This is a genomic window from Hymenobacter glacialis (assembly GCF_001816165.1).
Lineage (GTDB): Bacteria > Bacteroidota > Bacteroidia > Cytophagales > Hymenobacteraceae > Hymenobacter > Hymenobacter glacialis.
In genome coordinates this window covers 1-18,697 of sequence record NZ_MDZC01000023.1, presented here as the reverse complement: position 1 = coordinate 18,697, position 18,697 = coordinate 1, and the positions used below count along the sequence as shown (strand labels likewise).

At 61.4% G+C, this 18,697-nt stretch carries 16 protein-coding genes and 1 pseudogene; 9 read left to right on the top strand and 8 right to left on the bottom strand.

Features of this window, described 5'->3' with window-relative positions; translation table 11 throughout:
• Positions 1 to 8: 8 nt before the first annotated feature.
• Positions 9 to 1,607 (top strand): OmpP1/FadL family transporter, encoded by a 1,599-nt coding sequence (locus tag BEN48_RS02810; RefSeq protein ID WP_070732745.1) that lies wholly within the window; start codon positions 9 to 11, stop codon positions 1,605 to 1,607.
• A gap of 91 nt (positions 1,608 to 1,698) precedes the next feature.
• On the opposite strand, the gene BEN48_RS02805 is transcribed toward BEN48_RS02810, so the two are convergent.
• Entirely contained in the window at positions 1,699 to 2,337 is a 639-nt protein-coding gene (locus BEN48_RS02805; RefSeq protein WP_070732743.1) for a hypothetical protein, read from the bottom strand.
• A gap of 216 nt (positions 2,338 to 2,553) precedes the next feature.
• Between BEN48_RS02805 and BEN48_RS19915 the strand changes: the two genes are divergently transcribed.
• Together BEN48_RS19915 and BEN48_RS02800 are read left to right on the top strand one after the other, a co-directional pair.
• Positions 2,554 to 2,676 (top strand): hypothetical protein, encoded by a 123-nt coding sequence (locus BEN48_RS19915; RefSeq protein WP_262490071.1) that lies wholly within the window; start codon positions 2,554 to 2,556, stop codon positions 2,674 to 2,676.
• 173 nt (positions 2,677 to 2,849) lie between these two features.
• A complete protein-coding gene (locus BEN48_RS02800; RefSeq protein WP_070732741.1) occupies positions 2,850 to 5,078 on the top strand; it encodes a S9 family peptidase in 2,229 nt (742 codons plus the stop codon).
• A 146-nt stretch (positions 5,079 to 5,224) separates the two neighbouring features.
• Here BEN48_RS02800 and prmC read toward each other — a convergent pair whose 3' ends face one another.
• Positions 5,225 to 6,082, bottom strand: a complete 858-nt coding sequence (gene prmC, locus BEN48_RS02795) for a peptide chain release factor N(5)-glutamine methyltransferase (protein WP_070732739.1) — start codon at positions 6,080 to 6,082, stop codon at positions 5,225 to 5,227.
• Between the two features lie 57 nt (positions 6,083 to 6,139).
• Between prmC and ribD the strand changes: the two genes are divergently transcribed.
• From ribD to BEN48_RS02775, 4 genes are all read left to right on the top strand, one after another.
• Complete coding sequence (ribD, locus tag BEN48_RS02790; RefSeq protein ID WP_070732737.1) at positions 6,140 to 7,192, top strand: bifunctional diaminohydroxyphosphoribosylaminopyrimidine deaminase/5-amino-6-(5-phosphoribosylamino)uracil reductase RibD; 1,053 nt, start codon at positions 6,140 to 6,142, stop codon at positions 7,190 to 7,192.
• Between the two features lie 89 nt (positions 7,193 to 7,281).
• Positions 7,282 to 7,764 carry a GAF domain-containing protein gene (locus BEN48_RS02785; RefSeq protein WP_070732735.1) on the top strand — a complete coding sequence of 161 codons (483 nt, stop codon included), beginning with the start codon at positions 7,282 to 7,284 and terminating at the stop codon, positions 7,762 to 7,764.
• A gap of 47 nt (positions 7,765 to 7,811) precedes the next feature.
• Positions 7,812 to 8,489 carry a hypothetical protein gene (locus BEN48_RS02780; protein WP_070732733.1) on the top strand — a complete coding sequence of 226 codons (678 nt, stop codon included), beginning with the start codon at positions 7,812 to 7,814 and terminating at the stop codon, positions 8,487 to 8,489.
• A 267-nt stretch (positions 8,490 to 8,756) separates the two neighbouring features.
• Positions 8,757 to 9,947 carry a glutathionylspermidine synthase family protein gene (locus BEN48_RS02775; protein WP_070732731.1) on the top strand — a complete coding sequence of 397 codons (1,191 nt, stop codon included), beginning with the start codon at positions 8,757 to 8,759 and terminating at the stop codon, positions 9,945 to 9,947.
• Between the two features lie 104 nt (positions 9,948 to 10,051).
• Here BEN48_RS02775 and BEN48_RS02770 read toward each other — a convergent pair whose 3' ends face one another.
• The 4 genes and pseudogenes from BEN48_RS02770 to BEN48_RS02755 all read right to left on the bottom strand — a co-directional run bounded on the left by BEN48_RS02770 (position 10,052) and on the right by BEN48_RS02755 (position 14,314).
• Positions 10,052 to 10,717 carry a phosphatidylserine decarboxylase family protein gene (locus BEN48_RS02770; protein ID WP_070732729.1) on the bottom strand — a complete coding sequence of 222 codons (666 nt, stop codon included), beginning with the start codon at positions 10,715 to 10,717 and terminating at the stop codon, positions 10,052 to 10,054.
• Positions 10,718 to 10,894: 177 nt separating this feature from the next.
• Positions 10,895 to 12,182 (bottom strand): annotated as a pseudogene (locus tag BEN48_RS02765) (Glu/Leu/Phe/Val family dehydrogenase).
• A gap of 146 nt (positions 12,183 to 12,328) precedes the next feature.
• Positions 12,329 to 13,228: a phosphatidate cytidylyltransferase gene (locus BEN48_RS02760; protein WP_083320697.1), complete on the bottom strand. Its 900-nt coding sequence runs from the start codon at positions 13,226 to 13,228 to the stop codon at positions 12,329 to 12,331.
• 105 nt (positions 13,229 to 13,333) lie between these two features.
• Positions 13,334 to 14,314 carry a CPBP family intramembrane glutamic endopeptidase gene (locus BEN48_RS02755; RefSeq protein WP_070732727.1) on the bottom strand — a complete coding sequence of 327 codons (981 nt, stop codon included), beginning with the start codon at positions 14,312 to 14,314 and terminating at the stop codon, positions 13,334 to 13,336.
• A gap of 192 nt (positions 14,315 to 14,506) precedes the next feature.
• Here BEN48_RS02755 and dusB point away from each other — a divergent pair, with 192 nt between their 5' ends.
• Both dusB and BEN48_RS02745 read left to right on the top strand, forming a co-directional pair.
• Positions 14,507 to 15,499: a tRNA dihydrouridine synthase DusB gene (gene dusB / locus BEN48_RS02750; RefSeq protein ID WP_070732725.1), complete on the top strand. Its 993-nt coding sequence runs from the start codon at positions 14,507 to 14,509 to the stop codon at positions 15,497 to 15,499.
• Between the two features lie 165 nt (positions 15,500 to 15,664).
• Entirely contained in the window at positions 15,665 to 16,870 is a 1,206-nt protein-coding gene (locus BEN48_RS02745) for an ATP-binding protein (protein ID WP_070732723.1), read from the top strand.
• A gap of 164 nt (positions 16,871 to 17,034) precedes the next feature.
• Here BEN48_RS02745 and BEN48_RS02740 read toward each other — a convergent pair whose 3' ends face one another.
• A complete protein-coding gene (locus BEN48_RS02740; RefSeq protein ID WP_070732721.1) occupies positions 17,035 to 18,090 on the bottom strand; it encodes a lipocalin-like domain-containing protein in 1,056 nt (351 codons plus the stop codon).
• A 106-nt stretch (positions 18,091 to 18,196) separates the two neighbouring features.
• Positions 18,197 to 18,676, bottom strand: coding sequence for a carboxypeptidase-like regulatory domain-containing protein (locus BEN48_RS02735; RefSeq protein ID WP_070732719.1), 480 nt, complete (start codon positions 18,674 to 18,676; stop codon positions 18,197 to 18,199).
• Positions 18,677 to 18,697 lie beyond the last annotated feature (21 nt).

Sequence of the window (18,697 nt, the reverse complement as noted above, 5' to 3'; positions counted from 1 at the left end):
CAACCCCCATGAAAAAACGGATAATCTGGCTTGGCCTGGCCCTCGTAGCAGGGCAGGCAGGCCACGCCTTTGCCCAGGGCGCCAGTGATGCCCTGCGCTACTCCCGCCTGCAAATAGGCGGCCCCGCCCGCTCCCTGGGCATAGGAGGAGCCAACGTAGCCGTAGGCGCTGACTTTGGCAACCTGACCAGCAACCCCGCCGGCCTGGGCATGTACCAGAAATCGGAGCTGCACTTCACACCGGGATTTGGCCTGGGCCAGAGCGACGCCGGCATTGAAGGCAACGCATCGGGAGCCCAGAACGCCACCAAGAACAGCTTCCACGTGGGCAGCGGCGGCTTGGTGTTCACCACCCGGCGTCCCGATGGCGACCAAAGCACCAACTGGCGCGGCGGCGCTTTTGCGCTCGGCTTCACCCGCCTGGCCGATTTTAATGCCGCTTCCCGTTACAGTGGGCAGCTCACCGACCGCAGCGTGAACGGCCGCACGGTGTCGGGCGATAACCAATCCTACCTGGCTTCGTTGCGCGGCACGGCCGGCCAGGGATATTTCGATGACTTGCGCGAGCAGGGCAACTCCGGCAACTACACGTCGGCCGATGGCCTGGCCTACGGGGCTTACCTCACCAGCATTGTGCGCAGCCGCTCCGGCGCCGACTCTGCCATTGTCTCGCGGGTGCGCCGCGGGCCCATTGGGCAGTCGGAATCCGTTGCGACCCGGGGCTCCATGTCGCAGTTTGACTTGGGCTACGGTGCCAGCTACCGCGACCGGCTTTACGTGGGCGTTGGGTTGGGCATTGTCAGCTCCAATTACCGTTCGGTTCGGGAATTTACCGAAACCGAGAACGACCCTACTACGCACCTTACCAGCTACACGCTGCGCGACGAAAACTTTACCACCGGCAATGGCTTCAATGCGCGGCTGGGCCTGATATACCGCGCCACCGACGCCCTGCGCGTGGGCGCATCCGTGCAGTCGCCCACGTTTATGAAATTCTCGGAGCGGTACACGTCCTCCATCACCACCGACTTCAGCGCTCAGGGCACCGACATTGTTTCGGTTTCGCTCCCAACCGGGCCCGTGGGCATTACCTCCGTCGAAGCCCTGCCCAATGACTATGCCTACCGGCTCACCACGCCATTTCGGGCCAATGGCGGGGTGGCGTACACCATCGGCAAGCTCGGCTTTATATCGGGCGATGTGGAGTACGTAGGTTACGGTCAGGCGCGCTTCAACAATGACGACCAGGATGCCAACGGCGACAACTACTCGTTTAGCACCGAGAACGAGGACATCAGGTCCCGCTACAAAAACACGGTAAACCTGCGCGTGGGCGCCGAGGGCCGTTTCGACGTGTTTCGGGTGCGCGTGGGCTACGCCCGCTACGGCACCCCCTACGTGGAGGACAACTCAAACGAGCGCGGCCAGAACTTCTACACCGGGGGCCTGGGCATTCGGCAGGGCAACTTCTTCATTGATGCCGCCGCCGTGTATTCTACCCTCAACCAGGTGTACACGCCTTACACGCTGGCCAATGAGCAGCAGCCCGTAATCAAGGTGAATAATTCCCGCTTCACCACCAGCCTCACGGCGGGCATTACTTTTTAGCCCGCAGAGCAGCTACTCATCACCTTCCTACAAAAAAAGGCCGCTCCGGACTGGAGCGGCCTTTTTTGGGCAGTTTGTATTGGCATGATGGCTATTTCTGCACGCGCACTCTGCAGTTGAGCAGCGGCGAGGTGCCGGGTAGCAGGTTCGCAACGAGCAGCAGTCCAAAGTATCCTTCGCCGGTGCGGAAAGCCACCACGCTGCCGGTGGCCAGCGGGCCGGTGGAAAGGCTGTCGGTGGTGAAGGGCTGGCCGCTGGCGAAAGCGGCAGCGAATGCGGCGGTGGTACTGGCCGCTGCAAACGTGGTTTCGGTGAGGGAAGTGCGCAGCAGGCGCGTGCGGCGGCGGTTGGCCACCGGCCAGCTGACTGATGACAGCTTTTTCTTCAGGCTGTCGGCCGCCGGGCTATCGAACCGGATGATGGAGTTGGCGGCGTTGGACACGCACACCACGTCCACCAGCAGCTGGTTGCTTTGCAGTGAGGCTTCTTTATTGAGCAGCGAATACTTGGGCAGCAGCAGGCCCGAGCGCAGGTTGAGAAACACGCGGGCGCGGTTGCGCAGGGGCCGGTCGGCGGCTGGCAACGCCGACACCGCCACCGGCGAGCCGGGTACGGGCCGAATGAGGGTGGTGTAGTTATGGAACACGGCGGCCGAGTCCGGCTTGCGCACGGTGAGGCGGTAGGCCCGCGCGCGCTTTCGCGCGCGGCGTCGGTGGCGGTGTACTGCCATAGCTCGGTACCGGACGTGGAGCGGGCGGCAAAACGGTTTTCAAACAGAAACTCGCCGCCCCGGTAGGGCGAGGTGTAGGTGGGCGTGCTCAGAATGGGGCTTATCAGCGAATCCAGGTACACTATATCCCGGGCGCCGGGCAAGTTTTTGGGGTCGAAGCCGGACAGCGGCACCGGGTAGAGGAAGGGGAAAAGCCCGGCCGAGTAGCTGACCGTGATGCGCAGGCGCTGGAGCAAGTTGTCGTTGCCCACGGCAAAGGCGCGGGTGCGCAGGGTGTCGTTGGGGTTCACCACGGCGTTGCCGGAAGTGAGCGTGGTGCTGCCGATGAAATCGAGCTGAACGGGCCGGTCCTTTTTAGAACAGGCCCCCAGGAGCACGGGCAGAAGGAGCAGCAGGAAGCGAAAGCGCATAATGCAAAGGTAGCCGGAGCCACGGCGTGCAACGGTGCTGCCGGTGGTTGTTACCTTTAACGTTCGGTTCCCTCCCTTATTTCGCTCTCTCTTTTCGTGTTTATGCGTTTTCGCTTTTTTGCGCTGGCCGCGCTACTGGCCGCTCACGGCCCGGCTCTGGTGCCGGGTGTTACCACTACCGCCGCTCAAGCCCAGCAGAAGCTCCCCCTCACCCTGGAGGACATTTGGGCCAAGCCCACTTTTCGCTCGGCCAGCGTGCCGGGCTTCAACTGGATGAAAGACGGCCGCTACTACTCGGCGCTTGAGGGAGGCAGTCTGGTGCAGCACCAAGTGACCACCGGCAAGGCCCTGCAAACGCTGGTGGCCGCGGCCGACCTGCAGCCGGCCGGCGCCAACGCCCCGCTGGATGTGGACGGTTATACCTTCAACTCCGACGAGCAGAAAATTCTGTTCACCACCGAAACTGAGCCCATTTATCGGCGCAGCGCCAAGTCCAGATATTACGTGTTTGACCGGGCCAGCAAGAAGCTGACGCCGCTGAGCGCCGGCGGCAAACAGGGCTACGCTACGTTCTCGCCCGATGGCCAGCGCGTGGCCTTCACCCGCGACAACAACGTGTATGTGACCGACCTGGCCACCATGAAGGAAACCGCCGTGACCACCAACGGCGTAAAAAACAACCTCATCAACGGCTCGGCCGACTGGGTGTACGAGGAAGAATTCGGCTTCGCCCAGGGCTTTTTCTGGTCGCCAGACAGCAAGCAGCTGGCTTACTACACCTTTGATGAAAGCCAGGTACCCGAGTATGACATGCAGGAATGGGTCGGACTCTACCCCAAAGAAAACCGCTTTAAATACCCGAAAGCCGGCGAAAAGAACTCGGTGGTGAGCGTGAGCACCTACGACATGGCCAGCGGCCGCACCACCAAAATGGACGTAGGCCCCGAGCCCGACCAGTACATCCCGCGCGTGATGTGGACCACGGCCCCGAACCTGCTCAGCATTCAGCGCCTGAACCGCTTGCAAAACAAGCTGGAAATCCTGCACGCCGATGCCAACACCGGCAAAACCAAAGTGGTACTAACCGATACCAACGCGGCCTACGTGGAAATAAACGATGATTTGAACTACCTGGCGGGCGGCAAGCAGTTTGTATTTACCAGCGAAAAAGACGGCTACCAGCACCTCTACCTGCACGATATGAACGGCAAGCAGGTGCGCCAGCTCACCAAGGGCAACTGGGAAATCAGCCAGATAAACGGCTTCGACCCCAAAACCGGCTTCGTGTATTTCACCAGCACCGAAGGCTCGGCCCTGCAGCGCCACCTGTACCGCGTGAACTTGAAAGGCGGTGGCAAGCAGCGCATCAGCGAAGTCGGCAGCGGCATCGACGTGGTGAACATGAGCCCCGACACCAAGTATTTCCTCAACGTGCACTCCTCGGCCGGTGTGCCGGCCGTGACCAGCCTCCGCGAAGGTGCCACTGGCAAACTCGTGAAAACGCTGGAAGACAACGCCCGCCTCAAGCAGATCCTGGCGCAGTACGACCTCGGCAAGCTGGAGTTTATGACCATTAAAACCTCCGAGGGCGTGGACCTGAACGCCTACATGATAAAGCCCGCCAACTTCGACCCCGCCAAGAAATACCCCGTGCTGATGCACGTGTACGGTGGCCCCAGCTTCGGCAGCAGCAGCAGCCAGACCGTGCTTGACAATTACGGCGGTGGCAACTACCTCTGGCACCAGATGCTGGCCCAGCAGGGCTACCTGGTGGTGTCGGTAGAAAACCGGGGCACTTCGGGCCGCGGCTCGGCCTTCCGCAAGGCTACTTATGCCAACCTAGGCAAGCTCGAAACCATCGACCAGGCCGAGGGGGCCAAGTACCTCGCCACGCTGCCCTTCGTGGACAAGTCCCGCATCGGCATCTGGGGCTGGAGCTACGGCGGCTACATGAGCTCGCTGGCCATGACCAAAAACGCCGACCTCTTCAAGATGGGCATCGCCGTGGCCCCGGTCACGAACTGGCGCTATTACGACACCGTGTACACCGAACGCTACCTCAAAACGCCCCAGGAAAACCCCGCCGGCTACGACGAGAACTCGCCCGTGCAGTTCGCTCAGAACCTGAAAGGCAAGTTCCTGCTGGTGCACGGCACCGGCGACGACAACGTGCACTTCCAAAACTCCATCGCCTTCGTCGATGCCCTCATCAAGGCCAACAAAGACTACCAGACGCTGTACTACCCGAACCGTAACCACGGCATCTCGGGCGGCAATACGCGCCTGCACCTCTACCGCCAGATGACGAATTTTGTGAAGCAGAATTTGTAGGCAGATAGGACGAGGTTAAAGCAGCCCGTCATGCTGAGCGCAGCCGAAGCATCTCTACCGCAATACTAAAATTGATTAGCTGCGCAGTAGAGATGCTTCGGCAAGCTCAGCATGACGGGCTTTTAGCTGTTTATCCCCCCCCCCCGCTACGTGCGGGTGGCCCGCACCATTCGGGCCTTGCCGAACATATCGGGCAGCACGCGCACGTCTTCATAGCTGTGCTCCAGGAGCAAGGCGGCTGTTTCGGGGCCCAGCGCCTCATTAATTTCAAAATAGATGCTGCCGCCAAGTTTCAGCAGTTCGCGTCCTACCTCCGTCAGGCGGCGGTAGAACAGCAGCGGGTCCTCGTCGGGCACAAAGAGGGCGGTGGCGGGCTCCCAGGCCAGCACGTTGTTGCGCATCTGGGGCCGCTCGCTTTCGCGCACGTAGGGAGGGTTGCTCACCAGCACGTCTAGCGTACCGGGGGCGATGCCGGCAGGTAAACCACTCAAAATATCAAGCTGCTCAAAAATTACCGCTGGGGCGTGGCGGGCCGCATTGCGGCGGGCCACGGCCAGGGCTTCGGTTGAAATATCCACGGCCAGCACGTGGGATTTTGGCAGTGCCTGGGCCAGCGCAATGGCCAGGCAGCCCGAGCCGGTGCCCACGTCGAGCACCCGCAAGCCGGTGCGACCGCGCTGCTCCTGCGCTATCACCTGCACCAGCTCTTCGGTTTCGGGACGCGGGATGAGGGTGGCGGGCGTTACTTCCAGCTCCAGGCCGGCAAAGTGCGCCGTGCCCAGCACGTACTGCACGGGCTCGTGGGCCTGCAGTCGGGCCAGCAGTGGTGTCAGCGCTGCTTCGGTGGCAGGCGGCACGTGGTCCTGCGCGGCCATCATGCGCTGCAGGGCGTTCAGGCCCAGCAGGTGCTCTACTACCAGCGCGGCAATGGCCTGGGCTTCGCGCTCCGGGTATAGGGGGTGAAGGGAGGCCGAAAGGGAGGTAGTGAAGTCGCGGGTTGTCATTGTGGGGCAAATGTAGGCGCAAGGCGCAGCCACGGGGCCCTGCCTACCTTCGCCCCCATGAAACCTGATGATGCAATTTTCATGCGCCGCGCCCTGGATTTGGCGCACCTGGGCACCGGCTACGCCCGGCCCAATCCGTTGGTGGGGTGCGTGGTGGTGCACCAGGGCCGCATCATTGGCGAGGGCTGGCACGAGCGGTACGGTGGCCCCCACGCCGAAGTGAACGCACTGGCGGCCGTGGCCGACCCGGCTTTGCTGCCGGAAAGCCGCGTGTACGTGACCCTGGAGCCCTGCGCCCACCACGGCAAAACGCCCCCCTGCGCCGACCTGCTCATTGCCCAAGGCGTGCGCGATGTTGTTATCTGCAACGACGACCCGTTTCCGCTGGTGGCCGGGCGGGGCATTGCCAAGCTGCGTGCCGCCGGCATCGCCGTAGAAACCGGTCTGCTGGCCGAAGAAGGGCGGTGGCTGAACCGGCGGTTTTTTCATTACCACGAAAAAAAACGGCCTTATCTGGTGCTTAAATGGGCCGAAACCGCCGATGGGTTCCTGGCGGGGCGCTACTTCCAGCAGGTGCAAATCAGCGGGCCGCAGGCCAGCTTGCTCACCCACCAGTGGCGGGCCGAGGAGCAGGCCATCCTGGTGGGCACGCGTACGGCCCTGCACGACAACCCCCGCCTGAGCGTGCGCAACTGGCCCGGCCCCCAGCCCACGCGCCTCGTCATTGACAAAAACCTGAGCTTGCCGCCTACCCACCACCTGCTCGATGGCTCCCAGGCTACCCTCATCTACACCTACCGGCAGCCCCGACCCGCCACCAACCTCACCCTCGTCACCCTGTCGGAAGCCAACGACCTGCTCCCCCAGGTCCTCGCCGATTTGTATGAGCGCCAGGTGCAATCCGTGTTGGTAGAAGGCGGCCCCACCGTGCTCAACGCGCTGCTTAACGCTGGGCTCTGGGACGAAATCCGGGTGTTCCGGTCGCCCCTGAAGCTGGGCCAGGGCATTGCCGCCCCCCGCCTTGGGCTAAGCGGTTTGCGCGAGCGCCGGAACGTTGGGCCCGATGAATTGTTCTGGTACGTGAACGACCGCAAACACCCCGCGCATTAACGCTCGATTGCCGTAATGCCCGTTGCAGCTCAGCGAATAACCACTTGATATTTCCACTGCGCGCCCAATCCGCTGCGCTTTTATACTCCATGGCCGAAAACCTCACCCTCGATACCACGCTCACCAAAGCCGAGCAATACCAGCAGCTACTGCCCCAGATAGCAGCCCTGACCACCGGCGAATCAGACCTCACCGCCAACCTTGCCAACACGGCGGCCGCGCTTCGGCAGGCCTTCGGTTTTTTTTGGGTGGGTTTTTATCTGGTGAAAGCCGATGAGCTGGTGCTGGGTCCGTTTCAGGGGCCCATTGCCTGCACGCGCATTCGGCACGGCAAAGGCGTGTGCGGCGCCAGCTGGGCCCAGGCCCAAACGCTGCTGGTGCCCGATGTGGAAGAGTTTCCCGGCCACATTGCGTGCAGCTCGGACTCGAAGTCAGAAATAGTGGTGCCCATTATTAAAAACGGCCAGGTAGTGGCCGTGCTGGACGTGGACAGCGACCAGCTCAACGACTTCGACCACGACGACCAGGCCGCCCTCGAGCAGCTCATGCAGCTGGCCGCCCAGTGGTTCTAACGCTTCGGTAGTACTTTAGGCACTCCCTTCCTTTCCTGTTATTTATTATGAAGAAGCATTTTCATCCCCTCGGCGATTGGCGCCGCAACGTGCTGCTCCTCACCGCAGCCAGCAGCTTTGGCCTGCTGCTGCCCGCCTGCTCCAGCGACAATGGCGAGAGCCAAACCAACGGCGCCGAAGCCGGCTGGGGCGGCGAAACCTACAGCCAGGGCGTCATCACAGAAATGACCGAAGTAAAGCCCGGTGAGTGGAAAATCACGGCCGAACAGCCAGCTGGCAAAGAAGAAGTGGCTGCCATACTGCGCCATTTCGACGGCAAAGTGGATACCCTACAAGGCCAGGCCCTGCAAAACAAAATGCAGGAGTACAGCCGCGCCAACCCCGAAAACCGCATGGCCGGCACCGGCATGATGGACATCCTAATGTGGAGCAGCATCGGCTACATGGCGGGCCGCTTCCTCACGCCTAACACGGGCGCCTACCGCAACTCCGGCATTCTGCAACGCAACCAGGGCTGGCGCGCCAACGTGGCCAGCGAGCGCCAGGCCGGCCGGGGCTTTTTCGGCCGGGGCTTTGCCGGCGCCGGCACCTCTGCCAACGCCGGCATCTCGGAAAGCCGCTCTACCGTGCGCACCGCGCCCCGGCCCAGCACCCGGAGCAGTGCGCCGGCCGGCCGCAGCAGTGGTTTCGGCAATCGCGGCGGCTTCCGCGGGTTTGGCGGCTAGTTGCGCCTGAATGCTGAAGCACTTTACAAAGAGAACGTCATGCTGAGCGCAGTCAAGCATCTCTACCGCTTCGTTAGGCTCCCCTCTCTTTTGGAGAGGGGCCGGGGCCGTGCCCGGCAGGGGTGAGGTCCCCCGTTAGGCGAAGCGGCAGAGATGCTTCGACTGCGCTCAGCATGACGTTTTGCTGTGCCCCCGCATGACGTTCTTTTCGGCTCAGCACCACGTTCTGTTTCACTCCGAGTTTCCTGATAACTCATTTTCCGACTTATGATTAACCTCCTGCCGCTACCCGGCGATGTATCCCCCGCCGTGCGCACGCTGGGCTGGGAATGGGCCATTGAGGAAGCCTGCCAGAACTACGTGGCCCGCGAAGCCGTGCAGCTGCCCGAAACCGAAGCCGAAACGCTACTGCAGGCCGCCGACACGCTCTACGAAATGCTGGTAGAGGCCATACCCGACCCCATTCCCGACGAGTTTCTGCAGCGGCTGGCCATTCCGGCCAACCTGTGGGAGGCCGTGCGGCACTCCTGGAACGACGAGCGGCACTGGCACCTCTACGGCCGCTTTGACCTGGCCATGACGCCCGACGGCCCCAAGTTGCTGGAATTCAACGCCGACACCGCTACCAGCCTGCCCGAAACCGTGGTCGTGCAATGGGCCAGCCTCGTGGCGGCCGGCCAAGCCGACGAAGCCAGCCAGGCCAACGGGCTGTTTGAGTGCCTCGAAGACCAGTTCCGCCACTGGCGCACGCTCAACATCGACAAGCAGGCTACCCTGCTGCTCGTGTACCTGCCCGGCAGCGCCGAGGACGAGGCCAACTGCACCGTACTGGCCGAAGCCGCCCGCACCGCCGGCTTTGCCGACCTCCACATCTGCCCTGCCGACGACATGCGCGTGTCGGTGCAGGGCGAAGACCGTGGCGTGTGGGCCGAAACCGTGCCCGGACAATGGCAGAAATTCGATTTCCTCTTCAAGCTCGTGCCCTGGGAAATACTGGCGGAGGAAGAACCCGAACTCACCGCCGACCTCACCCAGCTGCAGCTCACCCGCGACGTGGTGACTGCTAACCCCGCCTACACCCTGCTATTCCAGAGCAAAGCCCTGCTGGCCCACCTGTGGGAGGTATTCCCGCACCACCCGCTGCTGCTCGAAGCCAGCCTGGCGCCCCTGCCCGGCCACCACGTGCGCAAGCCGCTCTTCGGCCGCGAGGGCCAGAACGTGGCCGAAATCCGGCCCGATGGCCGCACCGGCACCGAAGTGCCCGGCGACTTTGCCCAGCAGCCCCAGCTCTACCAGCGCTGGGCCGAGCTGCCCACCGACACCCAGGGCCGGCTTTACCAGGCCGGGGTGTTCTGGGCCGGCGAAGCCTGCGCCATTGGCTTTCGACGCGAAGCCGGGCTCATTACCAATCTATCGGAGTTTGTACCGCACGTATTGGCTGAAAACACGAGCTCCTGATTATTTGTGCAGCATGTAAGCTGGCAGCCCAAGCACGTCAAACAGCAAAAAGGCCCGGCCGCATCGCTGCAGCCGGGCCTTTTTATACAATAATCGCAAGTGCGCTACTTTACCTTCAACTGGCAAATAACCGTGGCGCCGCCCTTCACTTTCTGGCCCAATTCTACTTTGATTTCGGTGTCCATGGGCACGAAAACGTCGACGCGGGAGCCGAACTTGATGAAGCCGAACTCTTCGCCCTGAGTTACTTCGTCGCCCTCGTTCACGTACCACACAATGCGGCGGGCCATGGCGCCGGCAATCTGCCGGAACAGCACCAGCGGGCCGGCGTCGCTCTCCACCACCACGGTGGTGCGCTCGTTCTGGGTGCTGCTTTTGGGGTGCCAGGCCACCAGGTAGTTGCCGGGGTGGTATTTGAAGTACTTCACCATGCCCGAAATAGGGTTGCGCGTGACGTGCACGTTAATGGGCGACATGAAAATGCTGATTTGCTTGCGCTCGTCGTTGAAGTATTCGGGCTCGAACACATTCTCAATCACCACCACCTTACCGTCGGCGGGGGCCAGCAGCAAGTCTTCGTGGGTAAACAGGTGCCGGAACGGGCTCCGGAAGAACTGTAAAATCAACAGAAAAACGATAACCGTAGCCCCGGCAAACAGCCGGTTGACCAAGTCAGCGCCCTTGTTGAAATTAAATACCAGTAAGTTGAGCGCCAGCAAAACCAGCAGCGTGACGAACAGAATGCGTCTTCCTTCTTTGTGAATCTTCATGCGAATAGCGAAACAGGCCGCCTGGGGTGCAAGTTAAAGCCCTCTGCTTAAACAACGGCCCACCTTACCGCAACGGGTAAAGTGGGCCGGATGTTCTCTTAGCGCGCAAAACGTTAGTTGAGCGCTGCTTTCGTACCCATAAACGCCAGGGCCAGCGTTTATGGATTGCGCCGGGGCTTAGAAACCGCCGCGGAACTTGTAGGTCTGGGCTACTTTGTCGATGGCCACCACGTAGGCGGCGATGCGCATCGGAACGTTGTATTTCTGGCTGGTGCTGTACACTTTCTCAAACGCGTCGTTCATGATGCGGTCGGCGCGCTCGGTCACCATGTCGAGGCTCCACTTAAAGCCCTGCTTGTTCTGCACCCACTCGAAGTACGACACCGTGACACCACCGGAGTTGGCCAGGATATCTGGCACCACCATAATGCCCTTCTCGTTGATAATGGAGTCGGCCGAGCGAAGTGGGGCCGTTGGCACCCTCCACAATGAGCTTGGCTTTGATTTTGTGCGCGTTGTGCTCGGTAATCACGTCCTCCACGGCAGCGGGCACAATCATGTCCACGTCGGAAATCAGCAGGTCGTTGGGGTCCATCGGCGTGGCGCCGGTAAAGCCTTCCAAGCGGCCTTTGTGCGCGTTTTTGTACGCCACGGCTTCGTCGATGTTGATGCCGTTTTCGTTCCAATAAGCACCCGAGATGTCGGATACGCCCTTGATTTTAACCCCTTCGGCGTGCAGCAGGATGGCAGCCCACGAGCCCACGTTGCCAAAACCCTGAATGGCGGCAGAAACTTCGTTGGGGTTCATGTTGAGCTTTTTGAGAGCGGCCAGGGCCGACACCATCACGCCGCGGCCGGTGGCCTCGGTGCGGCCCAGCGAGCCGCCCATTACCAGAGGCTTGCCGGTGACCACGGCGGGCGAGGTCATGCCGTTGGTTTTGGAGAATTCGTCCATCAGCCACGCCATTTCGCGGGGGCCGGTGCCCATGTCGGGGGCCGGGATGTCGCGGTCGGGGCCGAACACGTCTTTTAGGGCCAGGGTGTAGCCGCGGGTCATGCGCTCAATCTCGCCGGCGCTCATGGTGGTAGGGTCGCAGATGATGCCGCCCTTGGCACCGCCGTAGGGAATGTCTACCACGGCGCACTTCCAGGTCATCCAGGCCGCCAGGGCCTTCACCTCGTCGAGGTGCACGTTTTTATCGTAGCGAATGCCGCCTTTGCTCGGGCCCAGAATGGTGTTGTGGATAACGCGGTAGCCCTCAAACACGTGAATCTGGCCATCGTCCATCGTCACGGGAATGTTCACGATAACCTGCTTGTCGGGGGCCTTGAGAACGTTGTACGTGGCCTCGTCGAGCCCCAGAATGTCGGCCGCGATGTTAAAGCGCGACATCATGGATTCCAGCGGGTTTTCACGGTCCAGCAACGGGGCTGGTTCTTTGTACACGGTGTGGTGAGCTGCCATTCTGATTTGTATGGAAAAGTGTTGGGTGGGAGTGAGCCTGGGGTTTAGGGCCGCAAAGGTACGTTGATTAGCTGCTAGCTTTCAGCCATTAGCTGTTAGTACTTATACCAAAAAAAAGCCAACAGCTATCAGCCAAAAGCTACTGGTTAATTAGCAAGCAACTGCAGCAACGCCAGCACCGGCAGCACCAGCAGGAAGGCGTCGAAGCGGTCGAGCAGGCCACCGTGGCCGGGCATAAACGTGCCCGAATCCTTCACGCCCACACTACGCTTGAGCATGGACTCGGCTAGGTCGCCGAGGGGGCCGAACACGGCCACCACGCCGGCCGCCACAAGCAGGTGCGCCAGGGGCACGTCGGGCAGCATGAACGTGAGGGCCCAGCCCACGGCCAGGGTGAGCAGGAAGCCGCCGGCCCAGCCTTCCCAGGTTTTGCCGGGCGAGATGCTGGGGGCCAGCTTGTGCTTGCCAAAGGTTTTGCCAGCGGCATAAGCGCCGATATCGGAGGCCCAAACGAGGAAGAGCAGGCCGAAAATGCGGCGGTAGTCGTAGGTGGTGTGAAAATTTGCGATGACGCCCAACAAAGTCATCGGGAAGCCCACGTAGAACAGGCCGGCGAGGGTAACAGCTACATCGGAGAACGGCTTACTGTGTTTGGGCCACAGAACTATCGCTCGCAACAGGAGCACAACGGGCAAGCATAGAAACAAGGCAATGGCCACCACTGGAGCGTGGCCCAGCGTACCCTCTTCGTTGGCCGCCACCATAAAAACCAGACCTGCAATGGTAGCCAAGCTTGCCCCCACGCCTATCCACTTCGCCGGCGCGTAGCCACCCGCCCGCATCATCCGGTAGAATTCCAGCAGCATTTTCACCTGCACCGCCGCGAAAAATAGCGCAAAGCTCCAGGCGCTGTACCACACGCTGCCCAGCAGCAGAACCGCCCCAATGGAGGCGTAAATCACACGCTGGCGCAGGTCGCTGGGAGCAGCCTTTTTGCCGGGAGCTTCGGGTGAGGTGGGGGTAATCGGAGGCGTAGCGTCGGGCAAATCGGAAGGAGTGTAGAGGCGCTTGCTAGCGTCTCGTCGTTGGGGATAGAGTTGAAGTTGCGTGGTTGGGGTCGGTTCAGTTTGCCGTTCAACTACGAAATACCATTAGGCATCTAGCTCGCGCACCGCCACGCCGTCGTGGCTGAGGGTGAGCATTTGGGTGGGCGGGGCCGGGGCCGTCATGCGCTGGTATAGGAAGTACAGCAGGCCAGCCGAGAGCAGCGCCGACGGAACCACCAGCCACCAGGGCAGTGCTTCGGTGGAGTCGGGGTCGAAGCCCCAGCCGAACTGGCCGCGCTGCGTGAGGTACACAATAAGAAGCTGAAAGGCGTTCTGAGTAAAGTGGGCGGCTATGGAAACCCAGATATTGCCGCTCCAGAGGTAGAGGTAGCCCAGCACCAGCCCCAGCACAAACCGCGGCACGAACCCAAAGAACTGCATGTGAATGGCCGAAAAAATGGCCGCTCCCAACCACACGCCCACGTGCGGCGAAAACCAGCGCACCAGGTTTTTCTGCACCACGCCCCGAAACGCCAGCTCCTCGGCAACGGCCGGCACCACGGCCACCACTACCACGCCCACCAGAAACCGGGTAGTGGTATTGAAGCGGGTGAGGAACTTGGTGAGGCCCTGGGCCCGGTCCTCGCTGGCCCGCGCCCATACCTCAAAATCGCGCAGAAAAGCCGGAAAACGCGCATCGGCGTTCCACGCCACCAGGCTGGACATAAAGGGCAGAATAACCACGATGAGCACACCCACCGCCAGCAACCACCACGCCGCGCCCAGCCGGCGCGGATTGAAATACTCGGCCCAGCTGTAGCCCATGGCCGAAGCCAGCAGCAGCGAGCCGCCCGCAAAAGCCGAAAACAGCAGCACGCCTTGCGCCATCATCAGCAGGCTCCAGCCTTGCGGGTGGGTGGCGGGAGCGGTCATCACCTGTTGCACTTCCATCACGGAAAGGCCGTAGCCTTTAAGCGCCACTCCGAAGATAATGGCGTAGCCCAGGCAAGCGCCGGCCACCATCAGCACCAAAAGCATCAATATCTGGAGGCCGGGGTGCAATGTGCGCGGCAGGAAACCTTTCATAGAGGGCGACTGGTTGGGAAGGGCGTAAATTTACCGCAGTTTTTAACTTAGGCTTGCATAGCTCACTACATGGAACGTCATGCTGAGCGCAGCCGAAGCATCTCGCATGCAATAGTAACCCAATCGTTGCAACGATGCAGTAGAGATGCTTCGCTAAGCTCAGGATGACGTTCATTTAGCATTTACATAAACGTGGTTAACATAGGCCCCAACATCACCCTTCCCGACTTCCCGCTCCTGCTCGCGCCCATGGAGGACGTGAGCGACCCGCCCTTCCGCGCGGTGTGCAAGGCCAACGGGGCCGACTTGATGTACACCGAGTTTATTTCGTCGGAAGGCCTGATTCGGGCGGCGGCCAAGAGCCGGAAAAAGCTCGATATCTTCGACTACGAACGGCCTATTGGCATTCAGCTGTTTGGGTCCGATGTGGAGACCATGGGCGAGTGCGCGGCCATCAGCACCGAAGTGGGGCCCGATTTGATTGACATCAACTACGGCTGCCCGGTGAAGCAGGTGGCCTGCCGCGGCGCCGGCGCGGCCCTGCTCCAGGACATTCCGAAGATGGTGGAGATGACGGCCGCCGTCATCCGCAACACCCACTTGCCCGTGACCGTGAAAACCCGCCTGGGCTGGGACGAGGGCACCAAAAACGTGGAAGAAGTAGCCGAGCGCCTGCAGGACATTGGCATTGCGGCCCTCACCGTGCACGGCCGCACCCGCGCCCAGCTCTACAAGGGCGACGCCGACTGGCGCCTCATTGCCAAAATCAAGGACAATCCCCGCATCCACATCCCCATCTTCGGCAACGGCGACATTACCTCGCCCGAGAAAGCCCTCGAATACAAAAACCGCTACGGCGTGGACGGCGTGATGGTGGGCCGCGCTAGCATTGGCTACCCCTGGATTTTCCGCGAAATCAAGCACTACGTGGCCACCGGCGAGCTGCTGGCCCCGCCCACGCTGGAAGAGCGGGTGGCCATGTGCCAGATGCACTTCGACAAAAGCGTGGAGTGGAAAGGCCCGAAAGTGGGCATCTTTGAGATGCGCCGCCACTACGCGCACTACTTCCGCGGCCTGGAAGGTGCCAAGTCCTGGCGCACCAGCCTGGTAAATGCCGAAACGCCCGACGTGGTGTACGGCATCCTGCAGGAAATTGCGGCCAGCGAAGCAGTGCTGGTGGGGTAGTTCTCCCTGTCATCCTGAGCGCAGCGAAGGACCTTGTCACCGCTAAACGATTCGCAGTTAACAAATTATTTGCTGCAAACTGTTCTTCGGTAATAAGGTCTTCGCTGCGCTCAGGATGACAGCCGATTTGTTGCCGTTCCTCTGCCAGCCCCGTACTCCCTGTCGATGATTCCGATTTACGACCAAAAGTCCCGCCTCAAAATTCTGGTTGCCGTCATCGCCTTGCTCATTGGGGCGGCTACGGTGGTCTACACCAATTTGCTGGTGCAACGGGTATCGGCACGCGAACAGCAGCAAATCCGGCTCTATGCCAAGGCCCAGGAATTCATCATCAATTCCGAGCAGGACTCCAATACCCTATTCGTTTTCAGCGAGATAGTAAACGCCAACGCCACCATCCCGGTGATTCTCAGCGATGGCGTGAACACCATTGCGGCCAAGAACATTGTGATGCCGGCCCGCGTGTCGGAGGCCGATTCGGTGCGGCTGCTGCAGAGCGAGCTGCTGCTCATGAAGCAGCAACACCCGCCCATTGTGGTGAAGTTTGGGGCCGGGCAGGTGAACTACATCTACTACCGCGACTCGCAGCTGCTGCAGCAGCTGCGCACCTACCCGCTGGTGCAGTTGGTGGTTATCGGCTGCCTGGGCATCATTGCCTACTTCGCGTTTAGCTCTTCGCGCCGGGCCGAGCAAAACCGCGTGTGGGTGGGCCTGGCCAAGGAAACCGCCCACCAGCTGGGCACCCCACTCAGCAGCCTGGTGGGCTGGCAGAACTACCTCCGCGACTCCGACCGGTTCAAAGATGAGCCCATTGTGGAGGAGCTGGGAAAGGACATCCGGCGCCTGGAAATCATCACCGAGCGGTTCTCCAACATCGGCTCGGTGCCGGTGCTCAAGGACGAAAACCTGTTCCATACCACCCGCAACGCCATTGAGTACCTCTCCAGCCGGGTTTCCAAAAAGGTGATTTTCAAGATAGAATCCGACCTGCCGCTCGATACGCCCGCCCGCATCAACGTGCCGCTGTTCGACTGGGTGATTGAAAACATCTGCAAAAACGCCGTGGACGCCATGGACGGGCGCGGCTCCATCACGCTGCACCTGCGCCGCGTGCGCACCCGCCGCAGCTGGTACCGCCGCAGCGCCCCGCCCCGCCAGGTAGCCGTCGACATCACCGACACCGGCAAGGGCATCCCCAGCCACAAGCTGGAAAGTGTGTTCATGCCCGGCTTCACCACCAAAAAGCGCGGCTGGGGCCTGGGTCTGGCCCTGGCCAAGCGCATCATCGAGAACTACCACGAAGGCCGCCTCTTTGTAAAATGGAGCGAAATAGGCCGCGGCACCACGTTCCGCATCGTGCTCAACCAGTAAGGCTGTTTTTTAGCTAATTTAAAAGCCTGTCATCCTGAGCGGAGCGAAGGACCTTAGCACCGCAGAACGTTGCGCAGTAAATGCATTGATTACTGCAATTTGGTCTGGTGTGCTAAGGTCCTTCGCTCCGCTCAGGATGACAGGCCTTTTTGGGGAGCAATACCCTACCGATTCGTAATCTCCACGTAGGCGTTGCCGGTCACGGGCTGGCCGTTGTGGGTACCGGTCACGCGGCACATGCCCTCCCAGTAGTTCAATTTCAGGACTTTGAAAAGGAGTAGATTCAATTCCTGATTGGGCACCAGGGGCGTAATGGTCAGGTCGTAGCCTTTGCCGGGCACGGTGAGGTGCCAGGTGGCGGGGTACTTCTTTTTGGAAGTAGGGCTGGTCCAGTACGTGACGGGCTCCAGCTTGAAGTCCTTTTCGGCCAGGTGCAGGTTTTCGCCCTGCGCGCCGTAGTGCGAGCCGCCTCCGATGCTCTGGCCGGTTTTGGTGTCGTGCACGGCGTACACCATTACTTCCTCCCGGGGCTCGTTGAGCTGGATGCTGAGCCAGTCCCAGGCCACGTTGCGCTTGTTCACGCTGCCGCAGTTCCACTGCCGGTCGTACCAGAGCTCGCCGGCTACTTGGTGGGTTTTGCCGCCTACTTCAATGGTGCCGGTAGTGGCTAGGCGCGGGTAGCTGTAGTAGCCCGCCTGCGCCACCGCCCCGTACTGCTCGTAGCCCGTGCCACCGTGCAGCAGCACCGCCTTGGTGGGCGTAGTGCTCAGGTTGATGGCCTGCCCGGCGTGGGCGGCCATGCGGGCCTGCAGCTGGTAGCGGCCTTCCTGCCCGGTAAGAGTCCAGTTCTGGGCGTCCTTTGTTTCGCTCAGGGTGATGGGCAGCGCGGCCGTGAGTGGCGCAGCCAGCTTATCCAGCTTGTAGTCGTACTTGAACTGCTGCGTTTGCGGGTCGGTCAGGGCAAAGTTTACCATCTGGTAATCCTTCTTGCCATCGGGGCTGAAGTGGAAAAAGACGTATTCCACACCAAACTCCTCGCCCGTGGTCACGTCCTTCAAGTGCCCCGTGAAATACCACCATTCCAGGGAGTTGTTCACGTGCGGCGCTTCTTCCTGCGGCAGCTGGGCCTGACCGGGGAAGACGTCGTTTTTGGTAGTGGGCTTGAGAATGGAGCAGGCCGAAGCCAGCACGAGCAGCAGGGCAAAACGCAAAACTTTCATACCCTCCCAAAAGGCTTTTTCGGGGCTAAAAGTTTGGCACAAGGAGGAGTTTGGCGCCAGCCCTGCGCGGAGAAGAACAAGCAGCCCCAAGCTTGCGGCGGACTGCTTACTTCCGCGGCGGCATCACCGGGGGGGCAGTCATCTGGACTTTGCCCACAACCTGTCCGCGCCGGGGCACTGACTTCATGCGCACCACCAGGGGGACCGGCGGCGGCGTGGTGCGCGTGTTCAAGCTCAGCGTTTGCTCTTTAAAATCAAAGGGGTTGCCCACAAAGCGCAGCTCCAGCGTGCCCCCGGCCAGGGGCGCCCAGTCGGGCGCCATGCGCAGCTCAAACCGGCCCTGCTCGTCCGTCACGGTGCCGTACGGGGTGCCATTGATGAAAATATTGACTTGCGCGGCGGTTTTGCTCGCGCCATCGAACACCTGGCCGCGAATGATGAGCTGCTGCGGCTGGGCGGCGGCAGAGTCGGCGGCGGTGGCCTGCGCCTGGGCCTGGGCCGGCAGCTGCTGCGGCGGCTTGGGAGCGCAGGACGTGAGGGGCTGCCAGCCCAGCAGCGCCAGGCCGGCCAGCACCCAACGGCGCACCGGCTAGCCGGTGGCGCGGCA